We start from the raw sequence: 19,040 nt of genomic DNA on the forward strand, positions 1-19,040 counted from the left end.
CCGGGCACAACACCGCGGAAACGGTACGCCTGATCGCTAGGCGCGGCCCGCGGTCTTCTGCGTCTTGCGGGTGATCGCGTCGATGACGACGGTCGCCAGCAGCACGCCACCGGTGATCATGTACTGCACCGGCGAGGCGATGCCCTCGAGGGCGAGGCCGTACTGGATGGAGACGATCACCAGGACACCGAGGAGCGCGTTCCAGGTGCGGCCCCGGCCGCCGAAGAGGGACGTACCGCCGATCACGGCCGCGGCGATGACGTTCATCAGGAACTCACCGGTACCCGCTCCCTGGTTGGCGGAGGCGATCTTCGAGGCGACGAAGAGGCCGCCGATCGCGGCGAAGGTGCCGGCGATCGCGAAGACCGAGATCCGGACCATCTCCACGTTGATACCGGCACGGCGGGACGCCTCGACGCTGCCGCCGAGCGCGAAGACCTTGCGGCCGTAGGCGGTGCGGCGGAGCAGGAAGTCGGTGAACACCAGCACCGCGAGGAAGATCACCACGGCGAGCGGCAGGCCCTTGTGCTGGTTGTAGACGATCGCCACGGCGAAGGAGACGACGGCCAGCAGCACCGTGCGCACGATGATGTCGTTCAGCGGGCGCGAGGGGATACCGGCGGCCTCGCGGCGGCGGTTGCCCAGGAACGCGGTGAGGAAGTACCCGACGACGGCCACGAGGGCGAGGCCGTAGGCGGCCGCGACGTCGGTGAAGTAGTAGCTGGTGAACTTGCCGACAATGCCTTCGCTGTCCAGGTTGATGGTGCCGTTGCTGCCGAGTATCTGCAGCATGAAGCCCTGCCAGAACAGCAGACCGGCCAGCGTCACGGCGAAGGCGGGGACGCCGATGCGGGCGAAGACGAAGCCGTGGATGGCGCCGGCCGCCGTGCCGGTGAGGATGGCCAGCACCAGGGCCAGCCACTCGTTCATCCCGTGGGTGACGCTCAGCACCGCGAAGGTGGCGCCCGCGACACCGCTGACCGAACCGACCGACAGGTCGATCTCGCCGAGCAGCAGGACGAAGACGATACCGACGGCGATCATGCCCGTGCCGACCATGGCGACGGACATGTCGGAGAAGTTGCCGGCGGTGAGGAAGTTGGAGTTCAGGCCGGTGAAGATGGCCCAGATGATCACCAGGCCGATGATGACGGGGACGGACCCGAGGTCGCCGGCCTTCATCTTCCGCTTGAACTCGCCGATGTAGCCGGCGAAGCCCTGTTCGCGGACCAGCAGCCGGGGGTCGACGGCGGTGACCGCCGCGGCGGCCGCCTCGGTGTTCTCGACCGTGTCGGCGGCGGGCGTCGAGGTCTTTTCGGTGCTCACTTGCTGACCTCCCCATTGGTGCGCGCCGCACGGCGGGTCACGGCGTTCTCCGTGGCGCCGGTGATGGCGGAGATGATCTCTTCCTGAGAGGTCGACTTGACCTCGAAGGTGCCGTTGTTGCGCCCGAGGCGCAGTACGGCGACCTTGTCCGCGACGGCCTTGACGTCGGCCATGTTGTGGCTGATGAGGATGACCGCGTGGCCCCGCTCGCGCAGCCGCTCGACCAGGTCGAGGACCTGCGCGGTCTGCTCGACGCCGAGGGCGGCGGTGGGCTCGTCGAGGATCACCAGCTTGGGCTCGCCGAGCATGGACCGGGCGATGGCCACGACCTGGCGCTGACCGCCGGAGAGCGAGGCGATCGGGATCCGGACGCTGGGGATGCGGATCGACAGGGTGTCGAGGAGCTCGCGGGAGCGGCGCTCCATCTCCACCTCGTCCAGGACGCCGCGCTTGCGGATCTCCCGCCCCAGGTAGAGGTTGCCGACGACGTCGATGTTGTCGCACAGCGCGAGGTCCTGGTAGACCGTCGCGATGCCCAGGTTCTGGGCGTCGTGCGGCTTGTTGATCTGGACGGCCTTGCCGTCCCACTCGATGACGCCCTCATCGATGGGGTGCACGCCGGCGATCGTCTTGACCAGCGTGGACTTACCGGCGCCGTTGTCGCCGACCAGGGCGACCACCTCACCGGCGCGGACCTCAAGCTCTACGTCGGTGAGCGCCTGGACGGCACCGAAACGCTTGGAGACCCCGCGCAACGCCAGCACAGGCGTAGCGGACACGTGAACCATCTCCTTCGCCGCCTGACCCGGCGGGAGGTTGTGCAGAACGACTGGGTGGGGGGTGGGGAACACCCGCGGGGTGTTCCGACCGGCGCCCCGCGTAGCTTGCGGGGCTGGTGTGTGCGGGGCGCCGGTCGGAGTTCGCGGCAGTCCGTCCCGTACGGGAGCCCGGTGCGGACTCCCGTACATCTCATGGGACTTCGGGACTGTTTACTTCAGGCCGAGCTTGTCGCAGGCGGCCTTGTACTTGCCCGTGCAGATCTCGTCGACGGTGTAGACGCCGTCCTTGATCACGGTGTCGTTGATGTTCTCCTGGGTCAGCGACACGACCGGGACGAGCACGGAGGGCACGCCCTGGGTGGTGGGGCTGTCGACCGTGTCCTTGGCGACGGAGTCGAGCGACTTGCCCTGGGCGAGCGCGACGGCCATCTCGGCGGCGGCCTCGGCCTCGGGGGCGTACGGCTTGTAGACGCTCATGAACTGCTCGCCCGTCACGATGCGCTGCACACCCGCGAGTTCGGCGTCCTGGCCGGTGACCGGGACCTTGATGCCGGCGGCCTTCAGGGCGGTGATGATGCCTCCCGCCATGCCGTCGTTGGCGGAGTAGACGCCGACGATCTTGTCCTTGCCGAGGGCGGAGATGGCGCCCTCCATGTTGGCGTTGGCGTTCTCCGGCTTCCACTCCTTGGTGTCGTACTCGCGGCCGACCTTGACCTTGCCGTCGAGGGCGGAGTGCGCGCCCTCCTTGAACTGGGCGGCGTTCGGGTCGGTGGAGGAGCCGTTCATCATGACGATCTGGCCGCCCTTGGCCTTGTCGCCCAGCGCCTCGAGCAGGGCCTCGCCCTGCGTCTTGCCGACGGTCACGTTGTCGAACGAGGTGTAGGCGTCGATCGGCCCCTCGGCCAGGCGGTCGTAGGCCACGACCGGGATGCCGGCGTCCTTGGCCTTCTTCACCGAGCCGGCGATGGCCTTGGCGTCCACCGCGTCCAGGATCAGCACGTCGACCTTGTTGGTCACCATCGTGTCGACCTGCTGGTTCTGCAGGCTGGCGTCCTGCTTGGCGTTGGCGTAGACGACCTCGGCCTTGTTGTTCGTGAGCTCCTTGACCTTCTTCTCGATCAAGGGCTTGTCGAACTTCTCGTACCGCGCGGTCTGGTTCTCCGGCAGGAGCAGACCGACCTTGATGGCGTCGCCCTTCTTGGCGGCGGAGTCGCTCGCCTCGCTCTTGTCGCCGGACTCGGCGGCGCTGCCGCAAGCGGCGAGAGAGACGGCCATCGCACCGGCGGCGATGGCGACAGCGGTACGACGCATACGCGTGTTCACTTCAGAAACCTCCCTGACGAGGCCGCGACGGTGCGGCCGAGGTGGCTGGAAGTCAACTCGGCCGCACGTGCGACGTCAAGAAGTAAATCCTTAACGAGATGGCAACGGTGCCATCCGTTCTCTAAGTGAAGGCAGGAGAGGCCGCGGTGAGGGTCCCGGTCGCCGTGCCGTCCAACAGGGTGGAATCGCCCATTTCACCCAACGCGAGGGCGAGCGCGCCCAACACCTCCGCACGGCCCCCAAGTGCCCCGGGAAGAACGGAGAGTTGACGCGCCGCACTGGGAATCGCGTAGCGGCCGACGGATTCCCTTATCGGTGCGAGCACCAGCTCACCGGCCTCGGCGAGGTCGCCGCCCAGCACGACCCTGCTCGGGTTCAACAGGTTGCAGAGATTGGCGACTCCACTGCCGATGTGACGACCGACGTCGGCGATCACCCTACGGCAGCCGGGATCACCCTCGCGCGCCAACCGTACGACGCCTTCCATCGTCAAGTCCGTGCCGTGGCTGGGCTGGAGCAGCGGAAGCACATAGCGGGCCGCCGCGAACGTCTCCAGGCAGCCGCGGTTGCCGCAACGGCACACCGGGCCCGACTCGTCGAGCGTGATGTGTCCGATCTCTCCCGCCGTGCCGCCGGGTCCGCGGTAGATCCTCCCGTTGATCACCAGTCCGGCGCCGACACCGCTGGCGACCTTGATGTACGCGAGGTCGCGCACGCCCCGGCCGCTGCCCCAGACCATCTCGCCGAGGGCGCCGAGGTTCGCGTCGTTGTCCACGTGCACGGGCACGCCGAGCCGCCCCCGCAGCTCCTCGGCGGGCTTGGTGCCGGTCCAGCCGGGCAGGATCGCGGTCGAGCCCAGGGTGCCCGACTCCACGTCGATCGGACCGGGCACGCCGAGGCCGATCCCGGCGACCTTGGCACGGTCCACCCCGGTCGCCTCGATCAGCCGGCTGACCAGCTGCTCCGCCCGGTCGAAGCCCTGCGTCGAGGAGGCGTCCACGTCCAGCGGCTCGGACTCCTCGGCCAGCACCTGGTGGGCGAGGTTCCCGATGGCCACCCGCAGATGGGCGTGCCCGAAGTCCACCCCTATGACGATCCCGGCGTCCCCGCTGAGCGAGACGCTGCGGGCCCGGCGGCCGCCCGCCGAAGTGGGCGTGACCTCGACCGTCCCGCCTTCCCTCAGTTCCCGGACGATATTGGACACCGTCGCCGCGGACAGGCCCGTCGTCCTCGCGATCTCGGCCTGGGTGAGGGAGCCGGCCAGCCGTACCGCTCGAACGACCCGTTCCAGATTGGCTCGGTGCAGCGACGACTGCGACCCCGGAGTCTCCACGACGACCTCCTGCGCGCGGGGCCGCTTCGATGAGGCCCCATTCCGTGTCCAACTAGTGAACTCTAAGATGAGCTGTTCCGGTTGCCTCCCGTCAAGAGGTTGAACCGTTTCCAGGTACTTGCACACGTCGGCACCCGCCGCTCCCAGGGACGGGTACGGCGGGTGCGCGAGCAAATTCAGAGGGTGACTTCAGAGGATCCCCCGGGGCGCTCCCCAAGGCGGCCGCAGGGCTGCCCCGGAAGGACCCGGAACGTCATTTCAGGGCGCCCGCGGTGAGGCCCTGCACGACCTGGCGCTGGAAGACGATGTACGCGGCGAGCACCGGGAGCATCGCCATCACGAGGCCGGCGAAGAGGCCGGACCAGTCCCCCTTGTAGCCCTGGCTGACGGCCAGTTGCACCAGGCCCTGGGTGAGGACGTGCTTGTCCTCGTCGGTGTTGAGCACGGTGGGCAGCATGTACTGGTTCCACTGGCCCAGGAAGTTGAAGATGCCCACGCTGATCAGGCCCGGCTTGGCCATCGGGAGCATGATCTGGAAGAACGTCCTGGTGTGCGAGGCCCCGTCCACGAACGCGGCCTCCGCCACGGTGCTGGGCAGGGTCCGGAAGAACGCGGTCAGGAAGAACACCGTGAACGGCAGCGAGTACGCGATGTAGACCAGGATCAGCCCGTGGATCGTGTTCAGCAGGCCCATGTTGTTGACGACGTAGAACAGCGGGACCAGGGCGAGCATGATCGGGAAGCTCATGCCGCCGATGAACAGGTAGTAGATGAACCGGTTGCCCGGGAACTCGAAGCGGGCCAGCACATAGGCGGCCATCGAGCCGAGCACCAGCGTGCCGATGAGTGAACCGCCCACCACCAGGACGGTGTTGAGGAAGTATTCGCTCATGTGGGCCTGGGTCCAGGCCCGCGACCAGTTCTCGAAGTGGAGCTTGTCCGGCAGCGACCAGGGCGAGCCGAAGATGGAGGCGTCGTCCTTGAAGGACGTCATCGCCGCCCACACCAGCGGCAGGGCCACCATGATCGCCCAGATCACGAGGATGCCGTGGGAGAAGACGTTGAGGACGCCGCCCGTCTTCTCCTCCCCGGGGGGCGCGCCGCCGGGGCTGTCGGCCTTGGTCACGGTGGCACCGGACTCGGCCGGTACCGGGGCGGGGGTCTCGGTCGTCTTCATGGATCAGTACTCCAGCCGCTCGCGCCGCCCCAGCTTCATCACGACGGCTGCGAAGGCCAGCGTGACGACGAGCAGGGCGACACCGATGGTGGTGGCGTAGGCGGCCTGACCGTCACGGAACGCCTTCTGGTACACGTACAGGACCATGACGGTGGTCGAGTAGTCGGGGCCGCCGGGCCCGGTCGTCATGATGTGCACGACCGCGAACGATTCGGCGCCCAGGGCGAGGATGCCCATGTAGACCCAGCCGGACTGCACGGTGTCCCACAGCAGCGGCAGGGTGATGCGGAAGAAGGTGGTGATCCGGTTGGCGCCGTCGAGCAGCGCCGCCTCGTAGAGGTCCATCGGGATGGACGCCATACCGGCGGAGAAGAGGACCACGAAGAAGCCGACCGTGGACCAGACGATCACCGCCATGACGGCCCACAGGGCGAGGTCCGGATCGCCCAGCCAGAGCGGCTGGACGTCGTCGAGCCCGACCGCCCGCAGGAAGGAGTTGATCGCACCGCTGTCCGGGTTGTACGCGAAAGCGAACAGCAGGGCGACGATCGCGATCGACAGGACCTGCGGGAAGAAGTAGACGATCTTGTAGAACGCGGAGCCTCGGACCCCGGAGATCACCGGTCCGCCGCGGCGCCGTCGGCCGCCCACGTTGATCATGAAGGAGAGGAACAGCGCCAGACCGATCGTCACCACCGGTACCAGCAGGGCGAACAGCAGACTGTGCTGCAACGACTTCCAGAAGATGTCGTCGTCCAGCATGCGTGCGTAGTTGTCGAACCCCACCATCGTGAAATCGGGGCTCAGACCGGTCCAGTCCGTGAACGAGTAGTAGATCGACTGGATGAACGGCCAGACGACGAAGAGCGCGTACAGCCCCAGGGGAACCGCCAGGAACCCCACGATGAACCGGTACTTGCCGTGCTGCATTGCTGGTGACCCCGTTCTGCGCGCGGGCGCCGCCGGGGCCGGCCCGGCACGGGGGTGCCGGACAGGCCCTGGCGACGGATTCTCACTGGTGCTTGTAGTGCTTGATCGACGAGTCCTTGGCCGCCGCGTCGGCGAAGCCCTGGATCTTCTTGATGGTCTCGGCCGGGGTCGCGCGACCGGCCATCATCTCGCCGAGCCCGGAGACGCCGATCTTCTCCTTCTGGAGCTGCACGTACCAGTCCTGGATGCGCGGGTTCACCACGTTCTCGCCGGCCTTGTCGAGCGCGGCGACACCGGCCTTCAGGCCCGGGGTGAGTTCGATGCCGTCGGTGCCGCCGTTGTACGCGGTCAGCGACTTCACCTTGCTGGTGAAGTTCTTCGAGGACGCCTCGCTGAGCATGATGCGCATCTGCTCCATGCCGCCGGCGCCGTTCTTCGCCTTGGCCGGTACCACGAAGGGCTCGCCGCCGGAGGCCCAGATGGTGCCGAAGGGCAGCTTGTCGGAGGAGTCGAGTCCGGTGGGCGCGGAGACGGCCAGGTCGAAGTCGGCGGGGATGACCTTCGCCGACTCGTTCTCCACCCAGGAGCCGTTCGGGATGAACAGTGCCTTGCCCTGGGCCCAGGCGGTCTGCGACTGGACGTGGTCCAGGCCCGGGGTGCCCTTGAGGACGTAGCCCTTCTGCTGGAGCTCGTAGTAGGCCTCGAAGCACGCCTTGACGGCCGGGTGCTTCCAGGCGTTCGGCTCCAGGTTGTCGATGGCGTCGAGCACCTCGCGCCCGCCGACCTTGCCGATCATCGGGTAGAGCGAGAAGGGGAGGTAGTACGGGTACTTGCCCGCGTACGTCCAGCCCGCCATGCCCTTCTTCTTGGCCTTCGCGCAGACCGCGAGCATCTGGTCCCAGGTCTCGGGGTACTGCTCGTCGAGCGAGTCCAGGGCCTTCTGCGAGTACCAGACGCCGTAGACCGTGTAGGCGTAGTACAGGATCCAGACCTGCTCCCCGTCGAACTGGCCCATCTCCACGATGCCGGGGCGCAGCGTGTCGCGGACCTTCTTGGCCGGGTCGTCGTAGGAGGGGGCGTCCAGCAGCGGGGTGAGGTCGGCGAGCTGCTTCTTGCCGACCAGGACGCCCATGTCCATCTGTTCGGCACCGGAGTTGTCGATGAGGTCGGGCGGGTTGCCCTGGTTGAACCGCGGCTGCAGGGTGGACTGGATCTTCTGGGTGGCGGAGAACTTGACCGTCGCCCCGGAGAACGCCTTCTCGTAGAGCTTGACCGCGTCCTCGGCGTACTCCTTGCCGAAACCGCCGTCGAACAGGACGAACTCCATCTGCGCGGTGTCGTTGACGCCGAGCGGGTTCTGCTCGGTCTTCTTGCCCGCCTTGGCCTTGTCCTGGTCCTCCCCGCCGCCGCTGGCGCACGCGGACAGGAAACCCATCGCGGGTACGGAGATCAGGCCGAGCGCCGCGGACCGCTTGATCAGGTCGCGGCGGCCGACTCCGGTGCTGTGGTGGCCGAAAGTGCCGTGGGTACGCGTGCCGTGGTCACGGGTGCCGTCGTTCTCGGCGGAAGTGGATCCCATGCTCAAGTCCTCGCCTTCTCCAGGACTCAGGCGGTGAACCGGATCCTTCCCGGCACCGCGTTCGGGTCAAGCTGGGTCGTGCAGGAAGTGCGGCCGGTGCCGGTGGCACCAGTGGTACGGGACGTCTGCTGTTCGAGGTGCTGTGAGGATGCCCCGGAGTGCCGACAGGTATAGTCCACTTCCCTCCGACGGAGCAAGATCGAACGCAAGGTTCACCACCGGTCTTTTCCGAGTTGAGACCTGGCGGAAAAACGAGCGGTCGCCACGTTTCGCAGCGGAAGAATCCCTGCCCCCGGACGCGAACGCAGCAGCCAACACCCTTGACACCACTCGCCACTTGGCCCACTACTGGTGCTTGCGCAGCAATTTTGACAACGTTGTCCAACGCAGGGAGGGCGCTCGCGCATGCAGCACGGAGTTCGGCACAGAGTTCGGCTCAGATGGGGTCCGGCGGTCGTCGCGACGACCGCCTTCGCCGTGGCCGCGGCCTCACCGGGCGTCGCGGTCGCCCTGCCCGGGGTCCCGGCCAAGGCCGACCGGGAGTTCGCTTCGTCGTTCGAGCCGGGGGAGCCCGCCCCCGACTGGCTGAACACGGTCGACACCGCACCGGGCGGCGAGAAGCGCGCCTCGGGCGTCGACGGCGGCTACAGCAGCGGCATTCCGGGCAATGTCACCGACCATGTCACGGAGGTGCGCGCCAGCGCGGAGAACACCGGCGGCGGGGAGGTGAAGGAGAACCTGGTCGACGGTGAACCGAGCACCAAATGGCTGGCCTTCGAGTCCACCGGCTGGGCGGAGTTCGACCTGGACAAGCCGGTGCGGGCCGTCCGTTACGCCCTCACCTCGGCCAACGACCACGCCGAACGCGACCCGCGGGACTGGAGCTTGAAGGGTTCGGCCGACGGCGAGAACTGGAAGACTCTCGACACCCGTTCGGGCGAGTCCTTCCCGGAGCGGTTCCAGACGAAGATCTACGCCCTCGAAGCCTCCGCCGTCGCCGAGTACCGGCACTTCCGCATCGAGTTCACCAAGAACCAGAGCGGCGGCGTACTCCAGCTGGCCGACGTCCAGTTCTCCACCGGCGACAGCGAGGCGCCCGTCCCGCAGGACATGCTCTCGCTGGTCGACCGCGGCCCGAGCGGCTCCCCGACGGCGAAGTCGGGCGCCGGGTTCACCGGAAAGCGTGCACTGCGCTACGCCGGACGGCACACCGCCGACGGGCGGGCGTACTCGTACAACAAGGTCTTCGACGTCGACGTGGCGGTCGGCCGGGACACTCGACTGGCCTACCGCGTCTTCCCTTCCATGGCGGACGGCGACCTCGACCACGACGCCACCCACGTCTCCGTGGACCTGGTCTTCACCGACGGCTCCCGGCTGAGCGACCTGCGCGCCACCGACCAGCACGGCTTCCCGCTGACCCCGCGCGGGCAGGGCTCCTCGAAGGTCCTGTACGTCAACCAGTGGAACAACGTGACCTCCCGGATCGGCTCGGTCGCGGCCGGCAAGACCGTCGACCGGATCCTGGTGGCGTACGACTCCCCCAAGGGTCCCGCCAAGTTCCGCGGCTGGCTGGACGACATCTCGCTGACGACGGTGAAACCCGAACGGCCCAAGGCCCACCTGTCCGACTACGCGGTGACGACCCGGGGCACCAACTCCAGCGGCGGCTTCTCCCGCGGCAACAACTTCCCGGCGACGGCCGTGCCGCACGGCTTCAACTTCTGGACCCCGGTCACCAACGCCGGCTCGCTGAGCTGGCTGTACGACTACGCGCGCGGCAACAACGCGGACAACCTGCCGACGATCCAGGCGTTCAGCGCGAGCCACGAGCCGAGCCCCTGGATGGGCGACCGGCAGACCTTCCAGGTGCTGCCCTCCGCCGCGTCCGGCACCCCGGCCCTCGGCCGGGAGGAACGCGAACTGGCCTTCCGGCACGAGAACGAGACCGCGCGGCCGTACTACTACGGGGTGCGGTTCGAGAACGGCCAGAAGGCCGAGATCGCGCCGGCCGACCACGCGGCGGTCATGCGCTTCACCTACCCCGGCGACGACGCGAGCGTCCTGTTCGACAACGTCACCGAGCAGGCCGGCCTGACCCTCGACAAGGAGAACGGCACCTTCACCGGCTACTCGGACGTCAAGTCCGGGCTGTCCACGGGCGCCACCCGGCTCTTCGTGTACGGCGAGTTCGACAAGAAGGTCACCGGCGGCGACACGAGCGGCGTCAAGGGCCATCTGCGGTTCGACGCGGGCAAGGACCGCACGGTCACCCTGCGCCTGGCCACCTCCCTGATCAGCGTCGACCAGGCGAAGGACAACCTGCGCCAGGAGATACCCGAGGGCCGGTCCTTCGAGGCGGTCAGGAAGAGCGCCCAGCGGCAGTGGGACGGGCTGCTCGGCACGGTCGAGGTCGAGGGCGCCACCCCGGACCAGCTGACCACGCTCTACTCCAGCCTGTACCGGCTGTACCTGTACCCGAACTCCGGCTTCGAGAAGGTCGACGGCACCTACAAGTACGCCTCGCCGTTCTCCAAGATGCCCGGGCCCGACACCCCGACGCACACCGGCGCGAAGATCGTCGAGGGCAAGGTGTACGTCAACAACGGCTTCTGGGACACCTACCGGACCACCTGGCCCGCCTACTCCTTCCTGACCCCCTCCAAGGCGGGTGAGCTGGTCGACGGGTTCGTACAGCACTACAAGGACGGCGGCTGGACCTCCCGTTGGTCCTCCCCCGGCTACGCCGACCTGATGACCGGCACCTCCTCCGACGTCGCGTTCGCCGACGCGTACGTCAAGGGCGTGGACTTCGACGCCGAGACGGCGTACGACGCGGCCGTGAAGAACGCCACCGTCGTGCCCCCCTCGTCGGGCGTCGGCCGCAAGGGCATGGCGACCTCGCCCTTCCTCGGCTACACCGGCACCGAGACGCACGAGGGCCTGTCGTGGGCGCTGGAGGGCTACCTCAACGACTACGGCATCTCCCGGATGGGCCGGGCCCTCTACGAGAAGACCGGCGACAAGCGCTACCAGGAGGAGTCCGCCTACTTCCTCGACCGCGCCCAGGAGTACGTCAACCTGTTCGACTCCGAGGCCGGTTTCTTCCAGGGGAGGAACACGAAGGGCGACTGGCGCGTCGAGTCCTCGAAGTACGACCCGCGGGTCTGGGGGTACGACTACACCGAGACGAACGGCTGGGGCTACGCCTTCACCGCCCCGCAGGACAGCCGCGGCCTGGCCAACCTGTACGGCGGCCGGGGCGGCCTCGCGGACAAGCTCGACGAGTACCTGGCCACCCCGGAGACGGCCTCCCCCGAGTTCGTCGGCTCCTACGGCGGAGTCATCCACGAGATGACCGAGGCGCGGGACGTCCGGATGGGCATGTACGGGCACTCCAACCAGGTCGCCCACCACGCCCTGTACATGTACGACGCGGCCGGACAGCCCTGGAAGACCCAGAAGAACGTCCGTGAGGTGCTGTCCCGGCTCTACACCGGCAGCGAGATCGGGCAGGGGTACCACGGCGACGAGGACAACGGCGAGCAGTCGGCCTGGTACCTGTTCTCCTCGCTCGGCTTCTACCCGCTGGTGATGGGAAGCGGTGAGTACGCCATCGGCTCCCCGCTGTTCACGAAGGCGACCGTGCACCTGGAGAACGGCCGCGAACTGGTCGTCAAGGCGCCGAAGAACAGCGCGAAGAACGTCTACGTGCAGGGTCTGAAGGTCAACGGAAAGCGCTGGAACTCCACCTCGCTCCCCCACGCGCTGATCGCGAAGGGCGGCGTCCTGGAGTTCGACATGGGCCCGCGGCCGTCGACGTGGGGCACCGGCAAGGACGCGGCACCGGTGTCGATCACCCAGGACGGCGAGGTGCCCGCGCCCCGTGAGGACGCGCTGAAGGGCGCGGGCGCCCTGTTCGACGACACGTCGGCGACCGGCGCCACGGTGTCCACGGTCGACCTGCCCGTGACCGGGGAGACGAAGGCGGTGCAGTACACGCTGACGTCCTCGGACGCCGCCAAGGCGCCCACGGGCTGGGTGCTGCAGGGGTCTTCGGACGGCCGGACGTGGAAGGACCTGGACAAGCGGGCGGACGAGTCCTTCCGCTGGGACCGGCAGACCCGGGCCTTCTCGGTCGACAGGCCGAAGGCCTACGGCCACTACCGGCTGGTGCTGACCGGTGAGTCGGCGCTGACGGAGGTGGAACTGCTGAGCTGAGCTGAGCCGGGCCTGGCCGAGCTGAGCCGGCCGCGCGCAGGAAGCGGGTCCGGGCCGTGGCGGCCCGGACCCGCTTCGTGGTGCATCGGGTTCAGCCGACCCGGCAGGGCAGGGTCGTCGCGCTGTCACCGCCGGAGCCGGAGACGACGTAGCCGAAGGTGGCACTCTTCCCCGGGGCCAGCGCGCCGTTGTAGTCGGCGTTGTGGACCATGACGTGCTGGCCCTGGTAGGTGGCGTTGCCGCTCCACAGACTGTCGATCCGCTGACCGGCCGGGAGGGTCCAGTCGACCATCCAGCCGAGCATGGGGACGTTCCCGCTGTTGGTGACGGTCACCTGGGACTGGTAGCCGCCGTTCCAACTGCCCGTCGTGCTGCGGGTGGCGGTGCACTGGCCGGGAACCGGCTCGGTCGGGGGGTTGCCGGGCTGCTTGATGCCGGTCACCTCGCCGTTGCCGCCGTCGAAGACGACGTCGGAGCAGGAGTAGAAGGTCTCCGCGCTGTCCGAACGCTGCCAGACCATGTAGACGATGTGACGGCCCGACTTGCCCTGCGGAAGCCGCCCGGTCCAGGAGTAGTTGGCCTCGACGGTGCCCGGGGACCCCTTGAGCGGCGGGTGGTCGACGGAGAGGAAGGGCTGCTTCTCCATGTCGCCCCAGGTGAGGGTCCGGGTCGGGTCGAAGCCGTCCTTGGTGATGTAGACGTAGAACCAACCCGGGTGCGCGGCCCAGGCGTTGTAGGAGAAGTCGACGGTCGCACCCGAGGTGAGGTGGGTGAGCGGCCAGTCGTCACGCGGCTGGTTGAAGCCGGTGAAGCTGGTGTTGCCGCCGCTGCACAGCTGCCCGTCCGGCACGAAGCCCTCGGTGCGGCCGGCGCCGTCGGAACGCAGTACGGAGAACCAGTTGTAGAACGGCGTGGTGCCGCTGACCTGTGCGGCGGCCTTGCACGCCGGGTTGACCGGTTTGATCTCACCGGTGTCGGTCAGCCCGTCCTGCCAGCACAGGAAGGTCCGGCTGGCAGGCTTCATGGGAGTACCGTGCGCCTCCGCCTCGCCGCCCGTCGTCATGATCAGGCCGACGGCCGGGAGGGTGGCGAGCAGGGAGACCAGGACGAGGAAGAGGGCTCTGGTGCGGGTGGGGAGGGTTGATCGGGGAGCGGCAGCGCGCCCCGTGATTGTCGAGATCATGACACACCTGTCCGTCGCTGCGGGTTACGGGTTGTGCGCATGGGTGCGTGGGGGTGAGCGAGACGGGAGCGCGCCTGCGGCGGGTTCCGGTCCGCCTACACGATGGGAGCGCTCCCATCCCACTCGTCAGGAAGGTAGCGCCGTACGCTCCGGTTGTAAACGGCTGACGCAGCGAGGGCCGCACCCCCGACGGACGGGGATGCGGCCCTCAACTACCTTGCGGTACCGCTTACTTGCTGATCAGGTCACTTGCTGATCAGGCTGCGCAGCACGTACTGCAGGATGCCGCCGTTGCGGTAGTAGTCCGCCTCGCCGGGGGTGTCGATGCGGACGACCGCGTCGAACTCGACGCCGGTGTCGGTGGTGACCTTCACCGTGCTCGGGATGGTGCCGTCGTTCAGTTCGGTGACGCCGGTGAAGGAGAAGGTCTCCTCGCCGGTGAGGCCGAGCGTCTCGGCGGTGTGGCCCTCGGGGAACTGGAGCGGCAGCACGCCCATGCCGATGAGGTTCGAGCGGTGGATGCGCTCGTACGACTCGGCGATGACGGCCTTGACGCCGAGCAGCGCGGTGCCCTTGGCGGCCCAGTCGCGGGACGAGCCGGAGCCGTACTCCTTGCCGGCCAGGACGACCAGCGGGATGCCCTGGTCGATGTAGTTGCGCGAGGCGTCGTAGATGAACGAGACCGGGGCGCCGTCCTGGGTGAAGTCGCGGGTGTAGCCGCCCTCGGTGCCCGGCGCGATCTGGTTGCGCAGGCGGATGTTGGCGAACGTACCGCGGATCATGACCTCGTGGTTGCCGCGGCGGGAGCCGTAGCTGTTGAAGTCGCGGCGCTCGACGCCGTGCTCCGTGAGGTACTTGCCGGCCGGGGTGTCGGCCTTGATGGCGCCGGCCGGGGAGATGTGGTCGGTGGTGACCGAGTCGCCCAGCTTGGCCAGGACGCGGGCGCCGGCGATGTCCTCGACCGGGGCCGGCTCCATGCCCATGCCCTCGAAGTACGGGGGCTTGCGGACGTAGGTGGACTCGGCGTCCCACTCGAAGGTGTTGCCGGTCGGGATCGGCAGCGCCTGCCACTGGGCGTCACCGGCGAAGACGTCGGCGTAGGACTTGGAGAACATGTCCTCGCCGATGGTGTTGGCGACGACGTCGTTGACCTCGGCCTCGGTCGGCCAGATGTCCTTGAGGAAGACCGGGTTGCCGTCCTGGTCCAGGCCCAGGGACTCGCGGGTGATGTCCACCTTCATCGAACCGGCGATGGCGTAGGCCACGACCAGCGGCGGGGACGCCAGGTAGTTCATCTTGACGTCGGGGTTGATCCGGCCCTCGAAGTTGCGGTTGCCGGAGAGCACCGAGGTGACGGCGAGGTCGTGCTCGTTGACCGCCTTGGAGACCTCCTCCGGCAGCGGGCCGGAGTTACCGATGCAGGTGGTGCAGCCGTAGCCGACGAGGTTGAAGCCGACCTTGTCGAGGTACGGGGTCAGGCCCGCCTTGTCGAAGTAGTCGGTGACGACCTTGGAGCCCGGTGCGAGGGTGGTCTTGACCCACGGCTTGCGGGTCAGGCCCTTCTCGACCGCCTTCTTGGCCACCAGGGCGGCGGCGACCATGACGTACGGGTTGGAGGTGTTGGTGCAGGAGGTGATCGCGGCGACGGTGACGTGGCCGTGGTCGAGCTCGTACTCCGCGCCGTCGGCGGCGGTGACCTTCACCTTGTGGCTGGGGGCCGTGTCGGAGACGGCCGGGGCGTCGGAGGCCGGGAAGGACTCCTCGCCGGCCTCGTCGACGTCGCCGCCGTCCTTGACGTAGTTGCGCACGTCCTGGGCGAACTGGGCCTTCGCGTCGGCGAGGACGATGCGGTCCTGCGGACGCTTCGGACCGGCGATGGAGGGCACGACCGTGGCCAGGTCCAGCTCGAGCTTCTCGGAGAAGTCCGGCTCGGCCTTCGGGTCCAGCCAGAGGCCCTGCTCCTTGGCGTACGCCTCGACGAGCGCGACCTGCCGGTCGCTGCGGCCGGTCAGGCGCAGGTAGTTCAGCGTCTCGTCGTCGATCGGGAAGATGGCGGCGGTGGAGCCGAACTCCGGCGACATGTTGCCGATGGTGGCACGGTTGGCCAGGCTCGTCGCGGCGACGCCCTCGCCGTAGAACTCGACGAACTTGCCGACGACGCCGTGCTTGCGCAGCATCTCGGTGATGGTCAGCACGAGGTCGGTGGCGGTGGTGCCGGGCTTGAGCTCACCGGTCAGCTTGAAGCCGACGACGCGCGGGATCAGCATGGAGACCGGCTGGCCGAGCATGGCGGCCTCGGCCTCGATGCCGCCGACGCCCCAGCCGAGGACGCCGAGGCCGTTGACCATGGTGGTGTGCGAGTCGGTGCCGACCAGGGTGTCGGGGTAGGCCTTGCCGTCACGGGTCATGACGACACGGGCCAGGTGCTCGATGTTCACCTGGTGGACGATGCCGGTGCCGGGCGGGACGACCTTGAACTCGTCGAAGGCGGTCTGGCCCCAGCGCAGGAACTGGTAGCGCTCCTTGTTGCGGCCGTACTCCAGGTCGACGTTCACCTTGAAGGCGTCGCTGGTGCCGAACTTGTCGGCGATGACGGAGTGGTCGATGACCAGCTCGGCCGGGGCCAGCGGGTTGATCTTCGCCGGGTCGCCGCCGAGCTCCTTGACGGCCTCGCGCATGGTGGCGAGGTCCACGACACAGGGAACACCGGTGAAGTCCTGCATGATCACACGGGCCGGGGTGTACTGGATCTCCTGCGACGGCTGGGCCTGGGAGTCCCAGGAGCCGAGCGCTCGGATGTGGTCGGCGGTGATGTTCGCGCCGTCCTCGGTACGGAGCAGGTTCTCCAGCAGCACCTTCAGGCTGTAGGGAAGGCGCGCGGAGCCCTCGACCTTGTCCAGCCGGAAAATCTCGTACGACTCGTCGCCCACCTGCAGCGTGCTGCGGGCGTCGAAGCTGTTCGCCGACACGACAGTCTCCTTCATTGATGTACGCGTACCACCACACCGCAAACCGTGTGCGGCTACCGCCGCGTGGTGCCGCCACCCACGTCTCGACCGATCCGCTAAGGTAAGGCTAAGTTAGGTACCCCTTACCAAGGTGGCGGCTGCGGTGCATCTCGGCAGATATCTCGATGTCGAGATAACTCTAGTACACCGCGGCCGAATGGTCATGCGTGGGCCCGCCCACGACACCCGGACACCGCCCCCCGGGTACCCCGTTTCCGACCCTCCCCTCATTCCCGACCCTCCGCCCTCGACCCCGTCATCACCGGCCCCGGACGGGGTATGCGCACCGGGACGGCGTCGCGAACCCGGCGCCATGGACCCAAGGAGGGAGACGGGGATGCCGCTCACGTTCCGCAAGAGCTTCAGGATCTTCCCGGGGGTGCGACTGAACATCAACAAGCGCTCCTGGTCCGTCACCACCGACGGGAGGCGCGGCCCGCGCCACACCACGAGCAGCACAGGGCGTCGTACGACATCAGTGGATTTGCCCGGACCTTTCGGATGGCGGCGCACGCGCAGCGCCCGCCGCACCAGGTAATATTGACGTCATATCACCCGAATGGCCCCACTCGAGAGGCCCCCAGGAGGCGCCATCTCATATCTGAGATAGCCTCAGCCTCATGTCAGACGACTACCTCGTACGCATCGGCAAGCTCATCCGCGACGCCCGGCAACACCGCGGCTGGACACAGGCACAGCTGGCGGAGGCTCTCGGTACCAGCCAGAGCGCCGTCAACCGCATCGAGCGCGGCAACCAGAACATCAGCCTTGAGATGATCGCCCGCATCGGTGAAGCACTCGACAGCGAGATCGTCTCTCTGGGCTACGCCGGCCCCATGCATCTGCGGGTCGTCGGCGGCCGCCGCCTCTCGGGCGCCATCGATGTGAAGACGAGCAAGAACGCGTGCGTGGCACTGCTGTGCGCCTCCCTGCTCAACCGGGGCCGCACGGTGCTGCGCCGCGTCGCCCGCATCGAGGAGGTGTACCGCCTCCTGGAGGTGCTGGGCTCCATCGGCGTCCGCACCCGGTGGATAAACGACGGCGTCGACCTGGAGATCGTGCCGCCCGCCACGCTGGACCTGGCCTCCATCGACGCGGACGCGGCCCGCCGCACCCGCTCGATCATCATGTTCCTCGGCCCGCTGCTGCACCGCCAGGACCGCTTCATGCTGCCGTACGCGGGCGGCTGCGACCTCGGTACCCGCACCGTCGAGCCGCACATGATCGCGCTGCGCCGGTTCGGCCTGGAGATCGCCGCGACCGAAGGGCAGTACCACGCGGTGGTGGACCGCGCCGTGCGCCCGGACCGACCGATCGTGCTGACCGAACGCGGGGACACGGTCACCGAGAACGCGCTGTTGGCCGCCGCCCGGCACGACGGCGTCACCGTCATCCGCAACGCCTCCTCCAACTACATGGTCCAGGACCTGTGCTTCTTCCTGGAGGCGCTGGGCGTCAAGGTCGAGGGCATCGGCACCACCACGCTCACCGTGCACGGCATGCACACCATCGACGTCGACGTGGACTACTCCCCCTCCGAGGACCCGGTCGAGGCGATGAGCCTGCTCGCCGCGGCCGTCGTCACCGAGTCCGAGCTGACGGTGCGCCGGGTGCCGATCGAGTTCCTGGAGATCGAGCTCGCGGTCCTGGAGGAGATGGGCCTCGACCACGACCGCACCCCCGAGTACGTCGCCGACAACGGCCGCACCCGGCTGGTCGACCTCACGGTCCGGCCCTCCAAGCTGGAGGCGCCGATCGACAAGATCCACCCGATGCCCTTCCCGGGCCTGAACATCGACAACGTACCGTTCTTCGCGGCGATCGCGGCGGTCGCGCAGGGCCAGACCCTCATCCACGACTGGGTCTACGACAACCGCGCCATCTACCTGACCGACCTCAACCGCCTCGGCGGCCGCCTCCAACTCCTGGACCCCCACCGCGTCCTGGTCGAGGGCCCCACCCGCTGGCGCGCCGCCGAAATGATGTGCCCCCCGGCCCTGCGCCCCGCCGTGGTCGTCCTCCTGGCGATGATGGCCGCCGAGGGCACCTCGGTGCTCCGCAACGTCTACGTCATCAACCGGGGTTACGAGGACCTGGCGGAGCGGCTGAACTCGGTCGGGGCCCAGATCGAGATCTTCCGGGACATCTGAAGGTCTTCGGAAAAGACGCCGTTACCCCCTC

12 protein-coding genes are annotated in these 19,040 nt (G+C 68.1%); 3 read left to right on the forward strand and 9 right to left on the reverse strand.

Annotated features, from left to right (window positions below; translation table 11 throughout):
* Window positions 1–36 precede the first annotated feature (36 nt).
* From AC6F7H_RS03340 to ngcE, 7 genes are all read right to left on the reverse strand, one after another.
* Window positions 37–1,326 carry a sugar ABC transporter permease gene (locus AC6F7H_RS03340; protein ID WP_500755088.1) on the reverse strand — a complete coding sequence of 430 codons (1,290 nt, stop codon included), beginning with the start codon at window positions 1,324–1,326 and terminating at the stop codon, window positions 37–39.
* A complete protein-coding gene (locus AC6F7H_RS03345; RefSeq protein WP_181383847.1) occupies window positions 1,323–2,114 on the reverse strand; it encodes an ATP-binding cassette domain-containing protein in 792 nt (263 codons plus the stop codon). Before AC6F7H_RS03345 ends, AC6F7H_RS03340 begins: the two co-directional genes overlap by 4 nt.
* A 201-nt stretch (window positions 2,115–2,315) precedes the next feature.
* Window positions 2,316–3,416: a substrate-binding domain-containing protein gene (locus tag AC6F7H_RS03350; protein WP_500755089.1), complete on the reverse strand. Its 1,101-nt coding sequence runs from the start codon at window positions 3,414–3,416 to the stop codon at window positions 2,316–2,318.
* A 133-nt stretch (window positions 3,417–3,549) separates the two neighbouring features.
* Window positions 3,550–4,761, reverse strand: a complete 1,212-nt coding sequence (locus tag AC6F7H_RS03355) for an ROK family transcriptional regulator (RefSeq protein ID WP_363033199.1) — start codon at window positions 4,759–4,761, stop codon at window positions 3,550–3,552.
* A 253-nt stretch (window positions 4,762–5,014) separates the two neighbouring features.
* On the reverse strand, window positions 5,015–5,938 hold the full coding sequence (locus tag AC6F7H_RS03360; RefSeq protein ID WP_500755091.1) for a carbohydrate ABC transporter permease: 924 nt from the start codon (window positions 5,936–5,938) through the stop codon (window positions 5,015–5,017).
* Between the two features lie 3 nt (window positions 5,939–5,941).
* Complete coding sequence (locus AC6F7H_RS03365; protein ID WP_363033195.1) at window positions 5,942–6,868, reverse strand: carbohydrate ABC transporter permease; 927 nt, start codon at window positions 6,866–6,868, stop codon at window positions 5,942–5,944.
* A gap of 82 nt (window positions 6,869–6,950) precedes the next feature.
* A complete protein-coding gene (gene ngcE / locus AC6F7H_RS03370) occupies window positions 6,951–8,447 on the reverse strand; it encodes an N-acetylglucosamine/diacetylchitobiose ABC transporter substrate-binding protein (protein ID WP_500755092.1) in 1,497 nt (498 codons plus the stop codon).
* Window positions 8,448–8,852: 405 nt separating this feature from the next.
* Between ngcE and AC6F7H_RS03375 the strand changes: the two genes are divergently transcribed.
* The gene (locus AC6F7H_RS03375) at window positions 8,853–12,668 is read left to right on the forward strand and encodes a GH92 family glycosyl hydrolase (RefSeq protein ID WP_500755093.1); all 3,816 of its coding nucleotides are present in this window, start codon (window positions 8,853–8,855) and stop codon (window positions 12,666–12,668) included.
* Window positions 12,669–12,759: 91 nt separating this feature from the next.
* Here the strand turns inward: AC6F7H_RS03375 and AC6F7H_RS03380 are convergent, their stop codons facing one another.
* Together AC6F7H_RS03380 and acnA are read right to left on the reverse strand one after the other, a co-directional pair.
* Window positions 12,760–13,851, reverse strand: coding sequence for a lytic polysaccharide monooxygenase auxiliary activity family 9 protein (locus tag AC6F7H_RS03380; RefSeq protein WP_500755094.1), 1,092 nt, complete (start codon window positions 13,849–13,851; stop codon window positions 12,760–12,762).
* Between the two features lie 245 nt (window positions 13,852–14,096).
* Window positions 14,097–16,820: an aconitate hydratase AcnA gene (gene acnA / locus AC6F7H_RS03385; RefSeq protein ID WP_500755095.1), complete on the reverse strand. Its 2,724-nt coding sequence runs from the start codon at window positions 16,818–16,820 to the stop codon at window positions 14,097–14,099.
* A 376-nt stretch (window positions 16,821–17,196) separates the two neighbouring features.
* Here acnA and AC6F7H_RS03390 point away from each other — a divergent pair, with 376 nt between their 5' ends.
* The gene (locus AC6F7H_RS03390; protein ID WP_500755096.1) at window positions 17,197–17,397 is read left to right on the forward strand and encodes a DUF4236 domain-containing protein; all 201 of its coding nucleotides are present in this window, start codon (window positions 17,197–17,199) and stop codon (window positions 17,395–17,397) included.
* A gap of 82 nt (window positions 17,398–17,479) precedes the next feature.
* Window positions 17,480–19,009, forward strand: a complete 1,530-nt coding sequence (locus AC6F7H_RS03395) for a helix-turn-helix domain-containing protein (RefSeq protein ID WP_500755097.1) — start codon at window positions 17,480–17,482, stop codon at window positions 19,007–19,009.
* The last annotated feature ends 31 nt before the right edge of the window (window positions 19,010–19,040 follow it).

This window comes from Streptomyces sp. MMS24-W38 (genome assembly GCF_059889265.1).

Coding starts and splice junctions, on each gene's coding strand:
- AC6F7H_RS03345 (WP_181383847.1), bottom strand. CDS start 2,114: ATGGTTCACGTGTCCGCTACGCCTGTGCTGGCGTTGCGCGGGGTCTCC.
- AC6F7H_RS03350 (WP_500755089.1), bottom strand. CDS start 3,416: ATGCGTCGTACCGCTGTCGCCATCGCCGCCGGTGCGATGGCCGTCTCT.
- AC6F7H_RS03360 (WP_500755091.1), bottom strand. CDS start 5,938: ATGAAGACGACCGAGACCCCCGCCCCGGTACCGGCCGAGTCCGGTGCC.
- AC6F7H_RS03365 (WP_363033195.1), bottom strand. CDS start 6,868: ATGCAGCACGGCAAGTACCGGTTCATCGTGGGGTTCCTGGCGGTTCCC.
- ngcE (WP_500755092.1), bottom strand. CDS start 8,447: ATGGGATCCACTTCCGCCGAGAACGACGGCACCCGTGACCACGGCACG.
- AC6F7H_RS03375 (WP_500755093.1), top strand. CDS start 8,853: ATGCAGCACGGAGTTCGGCACAGAGTTCGGCTCAGATGGGGTCCGGCG.
- AC6F7H_RS03380 (WP_500755094.1), bottom strand. CDS start 13,851: ATGATCTCGACAATCACGGGGCGCGCTGCCGCTCCCCGATCAACCCTC.
- AC6F7H_RS03390 (WP_500755096.1), top strand. CDS start 17,197: ATGCCGCTCACGTTCCGCAAGAGCTTCAGGATCTTCCCGGGGGTGCGA.
- AC6F7H_RS03395 (WP_500755097.1), top strand. CDS start 17,480: ATGTCAGACGACTACCTCGTACGCATCGGCAAGCTCATCCGCGACGCC.